Origin of the sequence: Agromyces sp. SYSU T00194 (assembly GCF_040496035.1) — a bacterium.
In the GTDB taxonomy this organism is placed as follows: Bacteria; Actinomycetota; Actinomycetes; order Actinomycetales; family Microbacteriaceae; genus Agromyces; species Agromyces chitinivorans.
The window spans coordinates 513,789-530,023 of sequence record NZ_JBEPJZ010000001.1; the positions used below are offsets into that span (position 1 = coordinate 513,789).

A 16,235-nucleotide genomic window follows, 5' to 3' on the forward strand; every position below is an offset into this window, starting at 1 on the left:
GTCGTTGGCGGATCATGCGTCGGCCGGGTCGCCCCAGCCGCCGCCGCCGCCGGTGAACACCTCGAGGACCGTTCCTGCTGGGACCTCGAGTGCGTTCGTCTTGAGCCGGCGCGTACGCTCCTCGTTCGGCCGGGTGACGTAGATGTCCGGCCCGAGGCCGTCGGAACCGCCCATGAGGCCCCAGGACGGCGTCTTCGACCGTTCGAACCAGAGGGACAGCCGCGCGTCCTCGAGCACCTCGTACACGCGCTCGATGCCTTCACCGCCGCTGAAGCGGCCCGCACCGCCGGACCCCTCCCGGAACGCGTGGCGATGGATCCGGATCGGATACCGCTGCTCGATCGTCTCGACCGGCGTGTTCTTGAAGTCGCCCGCCGCGGAGTGGATCAGGGCGTCCTCGCCGTCGCTGCCCTCCCATGCGCCCCAGCCGCCGGCCAGGGACTCGCCCGACATGAAGACCGGCGAACCGAGGGCGTTCGTGAACGTGACGTTCCACGAGTCGCCGACGTGCCCGGCGGCCGCGCGATCCGGCACGGCGTCGGAGAGTGCCTTCACGACGAGGTCCATCGCGAGCATCAGGTGCGGTCCGTAGTGCAGGTGCGCGGCCTCGGCGGGCGGATCGAAGCAGCTCCCCGCGGGGATCACGACGTCGAGGTTCCGGAACGCGCCGCCGGATGCCGGGCTCGTCGGGTTGACCAGGAACTTGAACGCCTGCTGCAGCGCGGACTCGGTCTGCACTCGGCCGGAGTTGATGCTGCCGCGCGACTGCGTGCTCGACCCGGTCAGGTCGACCGTCATCCGGTCGCCCTCGATGGTCACCGTCACCTGGACGTGCACGGGCACGTCCTCGCTGATGCCGTCGCCGTCGAGGAATCCCGACGCCCGGTAGGTGCCGTCGGGGATCTCGGAGACGGAACGCCGGTCGTCGGCCTCGGCGTGCGCGAAGTAGGTCTGGATCGCGGCGTCGACGGTCGGCCAGCCGTAGCGGGAGACGATCGCGTGGAACCGCTCCTCCCCCGTGCGGCAGGCGGCGACCTCGGCGAGCAGGTCGCCGACGAGCGCGTCCGGGAACCGCGAGTTGAGGGCGAGCAGGTCGAGGATCTGCTGGTCGAGCACCCCCGCGTGCCAGAGGCGGGTCGGCCCGATGCGGATGCCCTCCTGGAAGATGTCGACCGAGTCGGAGACGTAGCCCGCCTCCTTCGCACCGACGTCGCTCCAGTGCGCCTTGGCACCGCTGAAGCCGCGGAGGACGCCGTCGACGAAGATCGGCACGAACACCGTGACGTCGTTCAGGTGGCTGCCGCAGACGACGGAGTCGTTGACGATCCAGACATCGCCCTCGGTGAACGAGTCCTTCCCCTTGATGTCGATGACGGCGCGGATCGCCCCGGAGAGGCTGCCGAGGAAGAACGGCAGGCCCGGTGCCTGGCCGAGCAGGTAACCGTCGGCGTCGTAGATGCCGACCGAGCAGTCCTTGGCCTCGTAGATGATCGGGCTGTAGGCCGAGCGGTAGAGGTTGCGTCGCATCTGCTCGGCGCCCGACATGAAGGCGTGCTGCACGACCTCCACGGTCGCCGGGCTCGGTGCAATCTCTGACGTTGCGGTCATGCGTCTTTCCTCTCGAGGAGCAGGTGGCCGGCGGGCAGGCTGACGGCCCGCCAGTGCGGAGGGACGACCGTGGTCGAGGTGGTCTCGAGGACCAGCGCGGGTCCCTCGACCTCGACCACGTCCTCCCGCAGGTACACCGGGGTCGACTGGGGCACGTCGCCGAAGTGGACGATCTGCTCGCCGACGGCAGCCCCCTCGCGGGCCTCGGTCACCGTCGCGCCGCGGGACTCGAAGGCCATACCCGTCGAGGCGCGGACGGCCACGAGTTCGATGCCCGAGCCCGGACTCGAGTGCCCGTACCGGCCGTGGTAGACGTCCTGGAAGTGGTCGATGAGCTCCCCGAAGTCCTGGCCGCGCTCGACCGGGATGGTCAGCGAGTACTCCTGGCCGACGTAGCGGACGTCGGCGTAGAACTCGAGGTAGGCGTCGTCGTCGGAGATGCCCTCCTGCGCGAGCATGTGGCCGGCGCGCTCGCCGAGGAGGTCGAGCACCTCGTCGATCTCGGCCGCCGCAGCGTCCTGGTCGCGGAAGAAGGAGCGCACGAAGTCGTGCCGGATGCCGCCCTTGAGCATGCCCGCTGCGGAGAACGAGCCCGGCAGCGCCGGGATCACGATGCGATCGATCTCCAGCTCGTCGGCGACCGAGGTCGCGTGGAGCCCGCCGGCCCCGCCGAAGAACACCAGCGCGAAGGCGCGGGGGTCGAGCCCGCGCTCCACGGTGAGCTCCCGGATCGCCTCGGCCATGCGGAAGTCGACGATCTGCAGCGACTGCTGCGCCAGCTCGACGGCGGAGAGGCCGAGCTCGGCGGCGACGGCCCCCACGGCCTGCTCGGCCGCGGCGCCGTCCAGGCTGAGGCTGCCGCCCAGCCGCTGTGCGAGCGGAATGTGACCGAGCACGACGTGGGCGTCGGTGACGGCCGGCTGGGTGCCGCCCCGCCCGTACGCGGCGGGCCCGGGCATGGCGCCTGCCGACTCGGGGCCGACGCGCAGCCGTCCGAGGTCGTCGACCGAGATCAGGCTCCCGCCGCCGGCGCCGATGGTGTGGACCTCGGCTGAGGGAGCGAGCACCGGCAGCTCCTGCAGCTCGTATTCGCTGCGCAGCGACGGCTTGCCCTCGCGCACGATCGAGACGTCGAACGAGGTGCCGCCGACATCGGCGGAGATGAGGTCGGGCATGCCGAGCAGGTCGGCGAGCGCGGCGGTGCCCGTGACACCGCCGACGGGACCGGACATGAGGGTTCCGATGGCGTGGTCCGAGGCCAACCGGGCGATCATCACCCCGCCGTTCGACTCGTTGATGTAGACCGGGACCTTCAAACCGGCCTCCTCGAGCGCGGCCTCGAGCGCCGCGAGGTACGCCCGCATGATGGGCGTGATGTACGCCGACATCACGGTGGTCGAGGTGCGCTCGTACTCGCGCCATTCGGGGGCGACATCCGCGCTGGTCACGACCGAGACGCCGCGGAGCTCCTCCTCGAGGATCTCCCGGACCCGGTGCTCGTGCGCGGGGTTGACGTAGCTGTGCAGGAGGCAGACCGCTACCGCGGTGTGCCCGGCGGCGCGGATGCGCCCCGCGACCTCGCGCACGCTCGCCTCGTCGACGGGCACGAGCACCGCCCCGTCGCCGGCCAGTCGCTCGGTCACCTCGAACGTGGCGTCCCGGCCCAGCAGCGGTGCGGGCTTGCGGTAGTGGAGGTTGTACATGTCGGGGCGGTGGCCGCGTCCGAGGAGGTAGGTGTCGCGGAAGCCCGCGGTCGTCACCAGGGCGACATCCGCACCCCGGCGCTCGAGCAGTGCGTTGAGCCCCTGCGTCGTGCCGTGCACGAACACCTCGATCGCGTCGAGCGGCACGCGCGACTCGCGCAGTGCGGCGACGACGCCCTCGACGAGGTTCGGCGGCGTCGACAGCACCTTCGTCGTGGTCAGCGCGCCGTGCGCGTCCTCGGCGACGAGATCGGTGAAGGTCCCCCCGATGTCGATCGCGATGCGGTAGCCCATTCCATTCCCTTCGGTCACAGTCGGATCCGATCCAGTTCGTCGTCCAGCCCGAGCAGCTCGTAGCGCTGCAGGGCGATCGGCACGTTGCCGTTCAGCCAGAGGAAGTCGTGGAACGCCATCAGGTCGAACTCGTCGCCGAGCGTGCGCACGGCATCCGCGAGGAATGCCTCGATCTGGGCCTTCCCGATCTGGTATGTCGAGCCCTGGACGGGGATGGCCGCGAAGAACGCGGCCTCGTCCATGGCGGTCTCGAGGTCCATCGGCACGCGATCGGCCATGAGGGCGCCCGCCTCGCGGACGCTGTAGCGCCCGGTCGCGAGCCCGAGGTCGACCAGCACGCGCAGCGCGCGCAGTCGGAGGAACGAGTGCACGACCGCACGTGTCCCGGGCGCGTCGTCGAAGAGCCCGGATCGGAGCATGAGCTCCTCGTTGTAGAACGCGATCCCCTCGTTGGGACCCGAGTCGTAGTAGCGGCGGCGCAGGGCGTCCGGATGCCGCCAGGAGAGCGCGAGCTGCTGGTAGTGCGCACCCTCGTGGATGATGCCGGCTCGCGGATCCCGCGCGTTCGCATCGTAGAAGTAGGGCAGCCCTTCGACCGGCGCCGGCATGTAGCTGACGCCGTCGAGGTCGACGCGGTCGTCGTCGGTCAGGTCGTCCGTGACGCCGAGGAACTTCAGGGGTTCGAGGTATGCCGGCATCGGCGCGACGAGGTAGTGCCCGAGCGTGGCGGGCTGGCTCAGGATGCGGTTGTGCACGTAGAACTCGCGGATGGCGAGCTCGTCCCGGCGCTCCTGCTCCACCTGCGCCTCGACATCCGGCAGGAGCGGCGCCTGCTCGCCGCTCCCCTCGATCGCGGACAGGGCTTCCGCACGTGCGAGCTCGCGGCGTCCGATCGCGAGCATCTCGTCCGCGTCGAGCGGGTTGAGCGCCACCGTCCGGAGGAACTCCCGCACGGCGTCCTCGCCAATCGGCCGCCACTCCGCAGAGCCGGGGATGCGCTCCACGAGCCACTCGCGGAACGACTCGAGCTCGAGTGCCGCGGTGCGGGCAGCGCCGGCGACGCGATCGCGCACAGCCTCCGGCAACTGCGCGGAGAGCGCCGCCGTCGAATCCGCGATGCGGACGCCGATCGATTCGAGGTTCGCGGCCGTCTGCTCGGCGAACTGGCGTACCATCGAGCCCGCCAGGTTCTCCCGAGCCCAGACGAGCACCGTCGGCGTGTGCTCGTAGGCACGCGCGACCCGCTCGGCACGGGCGGCGTCGAACGGCGGGAGCTGGAGCAGCTCGTCGAACACGACGCCGAGCGTGTGGTCCACGTAGAACCCGGGGTGGGTCGCCCACTGTGCCACCACGTCGAGTTCGAACCGCACGCGGGCGATGGCCGACCCGACGAGCGCGTGATCGACCACGGCCGCACGGTGCGCGCGGTCGCCGCGCGGCGCGGGCACCGGCAGCGCGGTCCACTCCGCGGCGAACTCGTCGGCCTTCGCGCGAGCGGCGGCGACGTCCGAGCGCGACCAAGCCGGCAGCCAACCCTCCGGACGCTGGATGCGCGGGATGTCGTCACTCGTGCGCGGCTGCTGCGCGGCGCGCCACGTCCAGAAGCGGCGACCGAGCTCCGAGACCGACGAAGCATCCGATGAGGGGGTGTGCATGCCGTCGATGCAATCGCATGAATGTATCCGGCAGGTGAAACGATGTTTCGACTGTGTAAACGTTAGGCGGAAGTGAGCCTCCACCTTTCATTCGAAAACGCAGTCGGCTCAGTTCTACAGCTGTGGGAAAAGATCCTCGTGAGAGTGCACCAGCATCCACGCGCCGTCCGGTCGACGTCGCCAGGCTGCCGACACGCGAATCAGTTCCATCGGCGCGGCATCGTTCGCATACTCGACGACGAGCGTGTGCCGACCGATACCCGTGTCGCCCCAGACGTCGATGATCGGGTGGTTCGCGGTGATTCGGGAGACGACCGGGACGTCAGGGCCGCTCGGTCGCGCCGCCCGGAGCGCGTTGAACTCCCGCATCCCGTTCGCAAGCTCCGCAACGACGGAGTCCCAGATGGTGCAGTCGTCCGAGATGTGCGCATCGGTCCGCGAGCGGTCTCCGGTCAGGAAGCCGGCGTACATCGAGAGCTGCTCGGCCCAGATCGTGCGCTGCTCGGGCGTGAGCGCGCTCGGGTCCGCAGCGTCGATCAGGGCATCGGGGGAGGTCATCGCGGGTGCGTCCATTCGTCGGTCCTCGGTCGGTGTCACGGGAACGTAACGCGAACGTCGTCTCGTACGATCGACTGACTGATACGTTTCCTTGTGTTCGTAAAGCAGACTAGGAGATTACTTGTCATTCGCTAATTCCGACGCCAACTGGAGTCGCACCCGCGGCGTTTGGACGTTGCTCGGCGAGTCGCGCACGGCACAGGTCGCGAGCAGCGCCGGGTTCGGGTGGAGCGCGATCGACATGCAGCACGGCCGCTGGGACGACGCCGGCATGGTCCGCGCGCTCGAGGTGATGGCGGGTCCGGTGCTGGTACGCGTCCGGTCGCTGGACGACGGGCTCGTTGGACGTGCCCTCGACGCCGGCGCCGCGGGCGTGATCGCGCCGATGGTGGACTCCCCGGACGACGCACGTCGACTGGTCGCCGCGTCCGCCTACCCGCCGGCGGGCCGGCGCAGCTGGGGCCCGATCGTTTCGGGCTACGGCGCCGCCGACGCACCGCCCGCACGCGTGTTCGCCATGATCGAGAGCCGAGGCGCCCTGGATCGGGTCGAGGAGATCGCGGCGGTCGCAGGACTCGACGGTCTGTTCGTCGGCCCGTTCGACCTCGCGCTGGCGCTCGGGATGCCGGTCGACGACCTGCTCCACGACGCGACCGACCTTCGACGGATCGCCCGGGCGGCGGAGCAGGCGGGTCTGGTCGCCGGCGCGTTCGCGGGTACGCCCGAACGTGCGACCCGGCTGGAGCGCCTCGGTTTCGGCTTCGTCGCCGCCACGACCGACGAAGGGCTGCTCGCCCGTGGTGCGCGCGAGGTGCTGGCGGATCGAGGCCGCGCCACCAGCTGATCGCCCGGCCCGCCGCGCGTCACTCGGCGCCGAGCGCCTCCCGCGCGTGCCGGTACTTGCGCGCCATGCGGGTCTGCATGTCGAAGTCGAGGCGACGGGTGCGCCAGGCGGCCGTGTTGTCGTCGATGTCGGCGAGCTTCACGCGCCGAGCGACCGGATGCTGCCGGATCTTCGCGTAGTACTCGTCAGGCGTCACCTCGGGCGTGCGGGTCAGCAGCACCACGACCTCGATGATCTCGGGCAGCACGCCGGCCTCGAAGAGCTCGCGCCGCGAGATCGCGGTGTCCTCGAGCACGTCGTGCAGCCACGCGGCCGCCGACTCGACGGGCTCGAGGAACGGGTCGAATCGCTCCGCGACGCGCCCCGGATGGTCGATGAACGGCGTGCCGCTGCGGTCGAGGCGCTCGCGGTGCGCGACGAACGCGATGCCCTTGGCGAGCATGACCTGGGCGATGGCGTCGGTCGGCGAGAGGTCGGTGGCGGGCGCGGCATGCTGGTGATGCTCCGCCGGGTCCGCGGGCTCCGAGGCGTTGACGGGCGGTGCGGATGCCACGGGCGGTGCGGATGCCACGGGCGGTGCGGATGCCACGGGCGGTGCGGATGCCGCGGGCTGCGCCGCCCCGACCGACATGACGTGCGCGCCGCTCGTCGCAGACGCGTCGGGTTCCCCGTTCCCGTCCTCCGGAAGCTGCACCGTCTCGTCCGGCACCCGCACGGTCTCGTCCGGCACCTGCACGGTCTCGTCCGGCACCCGCGCCGACTCCGCAGCCGCTTCCGGCACCTGCGCGGGCGCCGCCACCGGGTCACCGGACTGCGACTCCTCGCCCTGGGGGCGCACGTCCAGCACCGGCGCCTCGGCCACCTCCGGCGCGGCGACGCCCTCCTCGGCGTCGATCGCCACGGCATCGATCGCCACGGCATCGATCGCCACGGCCGCATCCGACGCCGCCGTCTCCTCGGCCGCCGCCGCAGCCGCTGCAGCCTCCGGCTCCGCAGCCTTCGCAGCCTCCGCACCCTCCTCGGCCGCGGCGTCCGGCACGACCTCTGCGCGCCGCGTCGGCGCGGGCGGAGGCGGCGGCGCCGCTGCCGGCGGCACGACCTCCGACCAGGGACGCGGCTTGGACACGGTCGCGATGGGCACGGTCGGGATGTCGGCGGTCGACGGCTCGGCGGCATCCGCTCGCTGCCCGGCCCCGTCTCCGTCCGCCTCGGCGATCGGGTCGCGCCCGACCACCCGGCGCCGGAACCGCAGCTCGGTCTCGACGGCGCCGACCTCGCGCTCGTCGACCTGCAGCATCGACGTCGAGTCGCCGTCGCGGAGCCACGCGAACGCCTGCGCGTCGATCTCGGTGAGCCGTGCGCCGTCGCGCGTGGTGAAGTAGCGCACGCGGTCGCCGTCGTGCGCGGTGATCACGATCGAGCGGAACTGGCCGCCCGGCACGTTGGAGCAGAGGTAGTAGGTGAGGCCGTGGGCCGGCGCGTCATCGGAGCCTGCGGACGTCGACCCGACGCGCCGACCGTGCAGGCCCACGACGGGGGCGTCGCCGCGACCGTTGCGCGAGCCCTGCCCGTTGCCCTCGACATGACCGTTCCGCGCCACGTTGGGCGCGCGGAAGAAGGAGATGGGCTCCTCGTCGGCGGGCATGGTCAACCGGGCTCCAGGGTGCGCTGCTTCCGTCGGTGCGACGTTCGGGTTCGGGCGTGCTCTCGGTGAGGGGGTGGATGCTGCGGGCGGGATCCCGCGTACGTCCGATGGTAGGGCGTCATGCGCCGAGGCGCAGAACTTCTCCCCGGCATGGCGCATGCGGGCACGGCGGGTCTCGACTCACGCACGTGACGCACGCGGTGCCGGTCGACGCAGGTCCCCGACCCGTGCGTCACCGCCGTGCACCAGCCCGATGACCTGCTCAGCTTCCGCCGGGTCGAACGCGACGGCCAGCGCCGCACGGCACCGTTCGAGGAACGCCGCCGGTGCGAGCGGCCGGCCGGGACCACCGATCGCCATGCGGACCTCCCGCGTGAGCACGCCGCCGGTCCGCGTGCGGACGGTGAGCCGCGTCGGGTACCCGTCCCCGGGTTCGGAGCCGAGGGACTCGTCCCGGACGTGCACCAGCGCGGCGATCCGGTCGGCATCCGGATCCTCGGTGAGCAGGGCCAGCGGCCCGAGCCGGCCACGGACCAGCCGGCGGCCGAGCACGTCGGGGATCGAGAACTGGCGGCTCGCGAGGTCGCGCGTCGCGACATCGCCGAGGACCGCCGCGCTGCCGGGAGCGACGTCGACATCGATGCCCGCGACGTCGTCGAGGTCTGCGAGGTCGGCCAGCTCATCGAGCGCCTCGAGCGCCTCGAGCGCCGCCTGCGCGCCCTGGCACACCGGCGCGGGCTTCGTATAGACGTCGAGCAGCTCCCAGCGCTCACCGAGCGTCGCCGCGACGGCGGGATCGTCGAGTGCGGTCGTGCGGAAGATGCTGCCCACGGGGGTGCCGTCCGGGTCGAAGCCGGCCACGGCGAGCTCCACGGCGGCGACCGCCGTCGCCGCCGCCCAGCCGATCGCCTCCTTGGCACCCGCGGAGGCGAGCACGGCACTCGGGGCGTGGGCGAGGGCGATGCGCAGCGCGGCGCGCACGGTGCCCGCGCCGACACCGCGCAGCGCGCACAGGGCGGCCGTCGCGCCGACCACCGACGCGTGACCGGTCGCCCGGTAGGTCTCGCCGGTGGCGGCGGGCGAGAACCGGGCGCCGGCACGGATCGCGACCTCGTAGCCGACGACCAGCGCGGTGCGCAGCGTCGTCACCTCCTGGTCGTCGTCCGCCACGGCGAGCAGCGCGGGCACGACCGTCGACCCGGGGTGGATGCCGCCCCCGCCGTAGTGCCCGTCGTCGAGGTCGAGCGCGCTCGCGCACGTCGCGCCGGCGAACGCCGCGCGCTCCGGCACGCCGCGCACCCCCGTCGCCCAGACCGGCGCGGGCCCGCTCGACGACGACGCATATGCGAGCGCGACGCGCGACGCCGGCGCGACCACGCCGGCGGCGCCCGCCGCCAGCGTGTCGAGCAGTCGGTCGCGAGCGGCGGCATCGACCTCGGCCGGCGCTCCCGCGGCGGCCGTGTCGACGACGAAGGCCGCGATGCGGTCGAGCGTCACGATGCCGACGCCGATGCCGATGCGGCCGGCCGCGGCTCAGGCCGCGTGCGCACCGGTCCAGGAGGCGATCACGTCGAGACCCGCGCCGGCGCGCGGCCCGGTCTCCTCGTAGAGGCGCCGGTAGCTGCTCGCCGAGTACTTCCACTGGCCGTCGACCTTCACGAACTCGTCGCGGTAGTACGCGGCGCCGACGGTCGTCGTGTCGTTCGTCAGGTCGATCGCGACGTCGTTCTGGGCGAACCAGGCCGTCGCCGTCGTCTCGGAGGTGAACGTGACGTCGGCCTGCCCCACCTGGTGCCAGGTGAGGATGTTCGGGTCGGTGAGGTGCGTGCGCAGCATCGAGACGAGCTCGTCGCGGCTGTCCAGCTGCACGCTGCCGCCGGCGAACGAGATCGTGGGGTGCTCGATGAAGAGGTCCGGGATGCCGTCGAACTCCTTCGTGTCGAGGAAGCGGTAGTACCGGTACTTGGTGACCTTGATCTGCTCGAGGTCGGCCAGCTGCTCGGGGGTCATGTCGCTGCTCCTGGTGTCGGGGTTCGGGTCAGGCGGCCTCGACGGCGGGCGCCGCGAGGAACTCGGCGACGAGCCCGACCACCCGGTCGACCTCGTCCTCGGTGTTGTGGAAGCCGGTCGAGACGCGCAGGGCGTCGACCTCGTGCACCGAACGCACGTCGACGCCGCGGTCGGCGAGGTAGGCGACGGCCTCGTCGACGTCGCGCGGCAGGCGCACGCTGACGAGTCCCGCGTGCGCCGACGGCGTCAGCACCTCGACCCCGGGCAGCGCCGCGAAGGCGGTGATCGCGCGCTCGGCGAGCGACGCGATGCGGTCGGTGACGGCGCCCTCGGCGTCGGCCGCGACGTGCCATTCGGCGGCCGCCGCCATGCCGGCGACGCCCGGGTGGTAGACGCTCCCGACCTCGTAGCGCTGCGCGCCCGGCGCCGGGCGCAGGCTCTCCGGATCGCCGATGCGATAGGCCTCGTAGTCGGCTCCGAAGAACCCGACGAAGGTCGGCTTCAGCACGTCGAGCATCGGTTCGGCGACGTACAGCGCGCCGGTGCCCTCGGGGCCGCACAGCCACTTCTGGCCGGGCATCGCGTAGAAGTCGACGCCTGACGCCGGGAGGTCCAGCGGCATCGCCGCGAAGCTCTGCGCGCCGTCGCCGAGCACGAGCGTGCCGTTGTCGTGGCATGCCGCGACGATCTCGGCGAGCGGGAACCGCGCGCCGGTGGAGTACGCGACGTGGGAGAACGCGAACAGTCGGGTCCGATCGGTGAGCGCAGCGGCGACCAGCCCCGGCACGTCAGCCGGGTCGGCGTCCTCGACCGCGACGAAGTCGACCTCGACGCCGAAGCGCTGCGCGAGCATGTAGAGGGGGGCGAGCCCGCCCATGTGCTCGATGTCGGTCGTGAGCACCCGGTCGCCGGGCTGCCAGGCGAGGCCCCAGGTCACGATGTTCATGCCCTCGGTCGTGTTGTGGGTGAGCGCGATCGACGACGCGTCGGCCCCGACCATGGTGCCGATGGCAGCGCGTGCCCGCGCGGCATCCGCCATCACCGTCCCGAACCGGGCCATGGTGGTGCGGGGCAGCGAGTGATCGAGCGCGGAGGCGGCGGCGATCGCCTCGAGCGACGGCAGGATCGGCGGGCCGGCGGTGCCGGTGTTGCAGTAGACGACCTCGGAGGCGGCGGGGGCGATCGCACGATATGCGTCACCGGCCGTCGCCGACGGTGCCGGCGCGGGGCCGACCGCGGTCAGTTCGACCTCCACCGACGCGCCCTTGGGAAGCGCGTTGACCTCCACCATCGACCGCGCGGGGAGCCACTCCCCGAACGCCTCGACGTACGCCTCGTTCAACTCGGGGGCGGCATCGAGTCGCGTCGTGTAGACCACGGCACGGGCGATGGCCGCACGGTCGACCGCGGCCGACTCGAGGATGGCGAACGCGTTCGACAGGCACAGCCGGAGCTGCTCCGCCGGCGCCGCGTCGGTGGCGATCGAGCCGTCCTCGCGCATGGGCAGCTGCCCGGAGACGTAGATCGTGCCGTTCGCGTCGCGCACGGCGGGCGTGTAGGGGCCGGCCGCGCCGGCGCCCAGCGCGAGGGGCTGCAGTACGGGCGTCGCCTGGTGGATGGTCATGGGCGTCATTCCTCCCGGATCTCGTTGAGGTAGTTGTAGATGGTGAATCGGGTCACGCCGAGGCTCTGCGCGGCGAGGTCGACGGCGTCGCGGATCAGGAAGAAGCCCTGGGCGTCGAGGTCGCGCACGACCGCCACCTTGTGCTGCTTCTGCATCAGCGACGGCGGTACGTCGATCCGCTCGATGGCGCGGCGGATGAGCGCCTCGGAGAGTTCGCCGACGTTGTTCGAGAACAGCTCGCCGGATGCCTCGGGCTCGACCGCGCCCGTCTCCCCCTCGCCGGTGCGCAGCACGGCGTCGATCAGGGCGCGCGCGCGGTTCCACTGCGTGAGGTCGGTGTTGATGCACAGGCTCGCGAAGGGCGTGCCGTCCGGGTGGCGGAGGAAGATCGTGGACGAGCGGAAGGTGCGGCCGTCCGCGGGCGACGCGCGGTACCGGATGATGTCGTCGGTGCGCCCCATCTTCAGGTGCTCGAGCAGGAGGTTGGTGATCGGGCCGCCTGCGGTGCGACCGGTCAGCTCGCCGCCGACCGCGACGATCGTGTCGGGCAGCAGGGTGAGGTCGTGGATGACGACCTCGCTGTCCTCCCCGAGCGCGGCGGCGAGGGGCTCGGCGATGCCGCAGAGCACGTCGACGATCACGCGCGAGTGCTCGGTGTGCGTGACGCCCCCCACGCCGGGATCGAGCTCGGCGTCGCCGATCGCGGCGGGGTCGGTCGGGATGGTGCCGTCGTGGGCGCTCATGTGCGGTCTCCTCCGTGGTCGCGCGTGTTCACGCCGCCAACATAGACCTCGCGGAGACGGTCGTCGGCCATGACGCCGGAGGGGGTGCCGTCGAGCGCGATCGCACCCTGCTCGAGCACGACCAGCCGGTCACTCACGACGGCCGCCGCCTTGACGTTCTGCTCGACGATCAGCACGGTGACCCCGCCGTCGGCGATGTCGCGCACGCGCTCGAAGAGCGCCGTGCGCGCTCCCGGCGAGAGGCCGAGCGACGGCTCGTCGAGCAGCAGCACCTCGGGCTCGGTCATGAGCGCCATCGAGATCTCGACCGACTGCTGCTGGCCGCCCGAGAGGCTCGACACGCGTGCGTGCCAGCGCGAGTCGACGACCGGGTCGGCGGCGCGCACCGCGGCCATCCGCGCGTGCAGCGCGCGTCGCGGCAGCGTGTACCCGGCGAGCATGAGGTTCTCCTCGACGCTCAGCTCGGCGAAGTTGGTGCGCCCCTGGCCGCAGAGCACGACGCCCTCCCGGACGCGCCTCGTGGCCGGGATCGTGCTGAGGACGCGGTCACCGAGGCGGATCTCGCCCGCCCGCACCGTGACGAGCCCGGCGATCGCCTTCAGGAAGGTCGACTTGCCCGCGCCGTTCGGCCCGATCACCGTCGTGATGCTGCCGCGGGCGATGTCGAGGTCGATGCCCTTCAGGATGTCGGCGGCCCGGCCGTACCCGGCGCGGAGGCCGGACACGGAGAGCTCGGCGGCGTCCCGTGCGATGCGCTCCGTCGCGTGCGTGTCGGTCATGCGGTCACTCCCATTCCCATGAGCGCCTCGAAGACGCGGTCGTCCTGCAGGACCTCGACGCCGCCGGCGGCCGCGACCGCCCCCTGGGCGAACACGACGACGTGGTCGCTCATGTGCGCCACGAAGTCCATGTTGTGCTCGATGACGAGCAGGGTGCGGTGCTCGGCGCGCAGCCCGTCGAGCACCTCGACGAGGAGGTCGGTCTGGCGCGGGCTCACCCCGGCGAGCGGCTCGTCGAGGCAGAGCACGGTCGGGTCGGTCACCAGGCCGCAGGCGAGACCGAGCAGCTTCTGCTGCCCGTAGGACAGCGCGTCGGCCTGCTCGTGCCGCTTCTCGACGAGCCCGACCCGCTCGAGCTCGTGCTCGGCCCGCTCGATCGCCGCTGCCTGTGCAGACCGGAGGCGCGGGGTGCGGAGCACCGCGTCCCACCAACCCGTGCCGTCGGTCTCCTGCTGGGCGACCTCGACCTGCTCCAGCGCGGTCATGCCCTCGTAGGCGTGCACGGCCTGGAACGTGCGCCGGAGCCCGGCGAGCGCGCGACGGCGTCGCGACGCGCGGGTGAGGTCGCTCCCGGCGAGCGCGATCGTGCCCGCGTCGGGTGCGAGGAATCCGGTGATGCAGTCGACGAACGTGCTCTTGCCGGAGCCGTTGGCCCCGACGAGGCCCGTCACCTGCCCGGCGGGCAGGCGCACGTCCACGCCGTCGAGGGCGATGACGCCGCCGAACCGCTTGCGGATGCCGAGCGCTTCCAGCGCCCAGGACCCGGTCGAGGCCGCGCCCGTGGAATTCGTACCGTCGGTCATCGGACCAGCTCCTTCTCGGCGTCGACCGGGGCGGTCGGTTCGGTGGACGGGTCCGTCGTCTCGGCCGCATCCGACCCGTGCCCGGGCCGGGCCGCACGACGCGCGCGCCAGGCGCCGACGAGCTGGGTGAACCGCGCCGGGATGCCGAGTGGGAACAGCAGGCACAGCACGACGAGCAGGCCGCCGTAGATGAACTGGCGCCACTCGTCGAACCCGCGGGCGAGCTCGGGGATGAAGGTGACCACGACCGACGCCATCACGACGCCGAGGAAGTTCCCCGGTCCGCCGATGAAGATGATGGCGAGCAGCGGCGCGAGGTACTCCAGGCCCGCCATGCTCGGCACCGCCACGGAGATGCGCAGCACGTGGATGCCGCCGACCAGGCCGCAGAAGGCGGACGCGATCGCCAGCACGAGCACGCGGTGGTGCAGCAGCGAGACCCCCATCGAGGCGGCGAGGAGCTCGTCGCCCTTCGTGGCGCGCAGGGTGCGCCCCCACCGGCTGGACACCATGGCCCACATGGCGAGCATGATGAGCGCCACCACCGCGAGCGTGAAGTAGTAGAACTCCGTCGGCGTGACGATGTCGGTGAACCCGAGGTCGATGACCGGCAGGTTGGCGATGCCCGCACCACCGCCGGTGACCTCCGTCCAGGTGCGCACGAGGATCTCGACGAACAGCATCAGCACGAGCGAGAGGATGGCGAACGAGTTGCGGCCTCGGCCGAGGGTGGCGAGGCCGAACAGCGCCATCACGAGCGCGCCGCCGACGGCGCCCGCGAGAAGCGCCGGCACCGTCTCCCACTCGTGGGTGCGGGTGAGCACGGCGGTGACGTACCCGCCGACCACCCACGGGACGGTGATGCCGAGCGCGAAGAACCCGGCGTAGCCGAACACGAGGTTCAGCGACTGCGCGATGACCATGTAGGTCAGCGCGAGCGAGGCGACGGCGACGAGGTAGTTCGAGTCGGCGAGCACCGGGAACAGCACGGCGAGCACGAGGAGGACGGCGCTGGTCGCCCAGCCGATCGCCCGCCGTCGACGTGCTGCGGGATCGAGGAGTGTGGGAGTCGTCATGCGGTGCGCACCTTGCTTCCGAAGAGGCCCTCGGGCTTGAAGAGGAGGACGGCGGCGATGAGGGCCAGCGGCGTGATGGCCGCGGCGCTCGCGGAGATCAGCCCGGAGGTGAAGCTCGTGAGCACGCCCACGATGAGCGCCGCCACCACCGAGCCGAGCACGCTGGTCATGCCGCCCATGTAGAGGATCGCGAACCCGATGAAGATGAACCCGGCGCCCATGTTGGGGAACACTCCGTAGAACGGGCTCACCGCGGCGCCCGCGATGCCCGACAGCGCGAACCCGAGCACGATGGACACGACGTTCACCCGCCGTTCGGGGATGCCGACCAGCACCGCGAGGTCGCGGTTCTGCGGCACGCCGCGGATGGCGAGCCCGATTCGCGTGTACCGCAGGAACAGGCCGAGGGCGCCGAGGATCACGACCGCGAGGCCGAATGCGAGCATCCGGATGTACGGGATCTGCACCCCGCCGATGCTCACCCCGTCGGTGCCCCACGGGTTGTCGGGGTAGTAGGCGTTCGGGCCGAACACCTGCAGCGCGGCGTTCTGCAGCAGGATGGACAGCCCGAGCGTCAGCACGAGCCCGACTTCCAGCGATCGGGCGTCGCTGGTGATCCGCCGGAAGAGCGTCGTCGCGAGCAGGAGTCCGATCACCGCGAGGGCGATCGTCGTCACCACCAGCGCCGGTCCGAAGGCGAATCCCGCGGCCCCGATGAGGAGCCAGGCGACGTAGCCGCCGATCATGAAGATCTCGCCCTGTGCGAAGTTCATCAGCTTCGCGGCGCCGAAGATCATCGTCAGGCCCGAGCCGAACAGCGCGTAGACGCCGCCCAGCGTGATGCCTGCGATCAGCAGCCCGAGGTAGAAGTCGGGCTCGTAGCCGAACACGGT

General features: G+C 71.8%; 14 protein-coding genes. 1 reads left to right on the forward strand and 13 read right to left on the reverse strand.

Features of this window, described 5'->3' with window-relative positions; all coding sequences use genetic code 11:
• Positions 1-12 precede the first annotated feature (12 nt).
• The 4 genes from ABZK10_RS02485 to ABZK10_RS02500 form a co-directional block, all read right to left on the reverse strand.
• A complete protein-coding gene (locus ABZK10_RS02485) occupies positions 13-1,608 on the reverse strand; it encodes a hydantoinase B/oxoprolinase family protein (protein WP_353807600.1) in 1,596 nt (531 codons plus the stop codon).
• Entirely contained in the window at positions 1,605-3,623 is a 2,019-nt protein-coding gene (locus ABZK10_RS02490; RefSeq protein WP_353807601.1) for a hydantoinase/oxoprolinase family protein, read from the reverse strand. Before ABZK10_RS02490 ends, ABZK10_RS02485 begins: the two co-directional genes overlap by 4 nt.
• Positions 3,620-5,260 (reverse strand): DUF885 family protein, encoded by a 1,641-nt coding sequence (locus ABZK10_RS02495; RefSeq protein ID WP_353807602.1) that lies wholly within the window; start codon positions 5,258-5,260, stop codon positions 3,620-3,622. The genes ABZK10_RS02490 and ABZK10_RS02495 overlap by 4 nt, the downstream gene beginning before the upstream one ends.
• Before the next feature lie 114 nt (positions 5,261-5,374).
• Positions 5,375-5,833 (reverse strand): nuclear transport factor 2 family protein, encoded by a 459-nt coding sequence (locus tag ABZK10_RS02500; RefSeq protein ID WP_353807603.1) that lies wholly within the window; start codon positions 5,831-5,833, stop codon positions 5,375-5,377.
• A 106-nt stretch (positions 5,834-5,939) separates the two neighbouring features.
• Here ABZK10_RS02500 and ABZK10_RS02505 point away from each other — a divergent pair, with 106 nt between their 5' ends.
• Entirely contained in the window at positions 5,940-6,662 is a 723-nt protein-coding gene (locus tag ABZK10_RS02505; RefSeq protein ID WP_353807604.1) for an HpcH/HpaI aldolase family protein, read from the forward strand.
• A gap of 19 nt (positions 6,663-6,681) precedes the next feature.
• Here ABZK10_RS02505 and ABZK10_RS02510 read toward each other — a convergent pair whose 3' ends face one another.
• The 9 genes from ABZK10_RS02510 to ABZK10_RS02550 all read right to left on the reverse strand — a co-directional run bounded on the left by ABZK10_RS02510 (position 6,682) and on the right by ABZK10_RS02550 (position 16,232).
• Positions 6,682-8,313: a hypothetical protein gene (locus ABZK10_RS02510; protein ID WP_353807605.1), complete on the reverse strand. Its 1,632-nt coding sequence runs from the start codon at positions 8,311-8,313 to the stop codon at positions 6,682-6,684.
• Between the two features lie 174 nt (positions 8,314-8,487).
• Positions 8,488-9,804, reverse strand: a complete 1,317-nt coding sequence (locus tag ABZK10_RS02515) for an MmgE/PrpD family protein (RefSeq protein WP_353807606.1) — start codon at positions 9,802-9,804, stop codon at positions 8,488-8,490.
• Positions 9,805-9,840: 36 nt separating this feature from the next.
• Positions 9,841-10,317, reverse strand: a complete 477-nt coding sequence (locus ABZK10_RS02520; protein WP_353807607.1) for a nuclear transport factor 2 family protein — start codon at positions 10,315-10,317, stop codon at positions 9,841-9,843.
• A 28-nt stretch (positions 10,318-10,345) separates the two neighbouring features.
• Positions 10,346-11,941, reverse strand: a complete 1,596-nt coding sequence (locus tag ABZK10_RS02525) for an aminotransferase class V-fold PLP-dependent enzyme (protein ID WP_353807608.1) — start codon at positions 11,939-11,941, stop codon at positions 10,346-10,348.
• Positions 11,942-11,946: 5 nt separating this feature from the next.
• Positions 11,947-12,684 (reverse strand): helix-turn-helix transcriptional regulator, encoded by a 738-nt coding sequence (locus ABZK10_RS02530; RefSeq protein WP_353807609.1) that lies wholly within the window; start codon positions 12,682-12,684, stop codon positions 11,947-11,949.
• Complete coding sequence (locus ABZK10_RS02535; RefSeq protein WP_353807610.1) at positions 12,681-13,463, reverse strand: branched-chain amino acid ABC transporter ATP-binding protein; 783 nt, start codon at positions 13,461-13,463, stop codon at positions 12,681-12,683. The genes ABZK10_RS02530 and ABZK10_RS02535 overlap by 4 nt, the downstream gene beginning before the upstream one ends.
• Positions 13,460-14,266 carry an ABC transporter ATP-binding protein gene (locus ABZK10_RS02540; RefSeq protein ID WP_353807611.1) on the reverse strand — a complete coding sequence of 269 codons (807 nt, stop codon included), beginning with the start codon at positions 14,264-14,266 and terminating at the stop codon, positions 13,460-13,462. Before ABZK10_RS02540 ends, ABZK10_RS02535 begins: the two co-directional genes overlap by 4 nt.
• The gene (locus ABZK10_RS02545) at positions 14,263-15,342 is read right to left on the reverse strand and encodes a branched-chain amino acid ABC transporter permease (RefSeq protein ID WP_353807612.1); all 1,080 of its coding nucleotides are present in this window, start codon (positions 15,340-15,342) and stop codon (positions 14,263-14,265) included. The genes ABZK10_RS02540 and ABZK10_RS02545 overlap by 4 nt, the downstream gene beginning before the upstream one ends.
• The gene (locus ABZK10_RS02550) at positions 15,339-16,232 is read right to left on the reverse strand and encodes a branched-chain amino acid ABC transporter permease (protein ID WP_353807613.1); all 894 of its coding nucleotides are present in this window, start codon (positions 16,230-16,232) and stop codon (positions 15,339-15,341) included. Before ABZK10_RS02550 ends, ABZK10_RS02545 begins: the two co-directional genes overlap by 4 nt.
• Positions 16,233-16,235 lie beyond the last annotated feature (3 nt).

Bases quoted from the DNA above. Each gene is read 5' to 3' on its own strand.
- ABZK10_RS02485 (WP_353807600.1), bottom strand. From the start codon at position 1,608: ATGACCGCAACGTCAGAGATTGCACCGAGCCCGGCGACCGTGGAGGTC.
- ABZK10_RS02495 (WP_353807602.1), bottom strand. From the start codon at position 5,260: ATGCACACCCCCTCATCGGATGCTTCGTCGGTCTCGGAGCTCGGTCGC.
- ABZK10_RS02500 (WP_353807603.1), bottom strand. From the start codon at position 5,833: ATGGACGCACCCGCGATGACCTCCCCCGATGCCCTGATCGACGCTGCG.
- ABZK10_RS02520 (WP_353807607.1), bottom strand. From the start codon at position 10,317: ATGACCCCCGAGCAGCTGGCCGACCTCGAGCAGATCAAGGTCACCAAG.
- ABZK10_RS02525 (WP_353807608.1), bottom strand. From the start codon at position 11,941: ATGACCATCCACCAGGCGACGCCCGTACTGCAGCCCCTCGCGCTGGGC.
- ABZK10_RS02530 (WP_353807609.1), bottom strand. From the start codon at position 12,684: ATGAGCGCCCACGACGGCACCATCCCGACCGACCCCGCCGCGATCGGC.
- ABZK10_RS02535 (WP_353807610.1), bottom strand. From the start codon at position 13,463: ATGACCGACACGCACGCGACGGAGCGCATCGCACGGGACGCCGCCGAG.
- ABZK10_RS02540 (WP_353807611.1), bottom strand. From the start codon at position 14,266: ATGACCGACGGTACGAATTCCACGGGCGCGGCCTCGACCGGGTCCTGG.
- ABZK10_RS02545 (WP_353807612.1), bottom strand. From the start codon at position 15,342: ATGACGACTCCCACACTCCTCGATCCCGCAGCACGTCGACGGCGGGCG.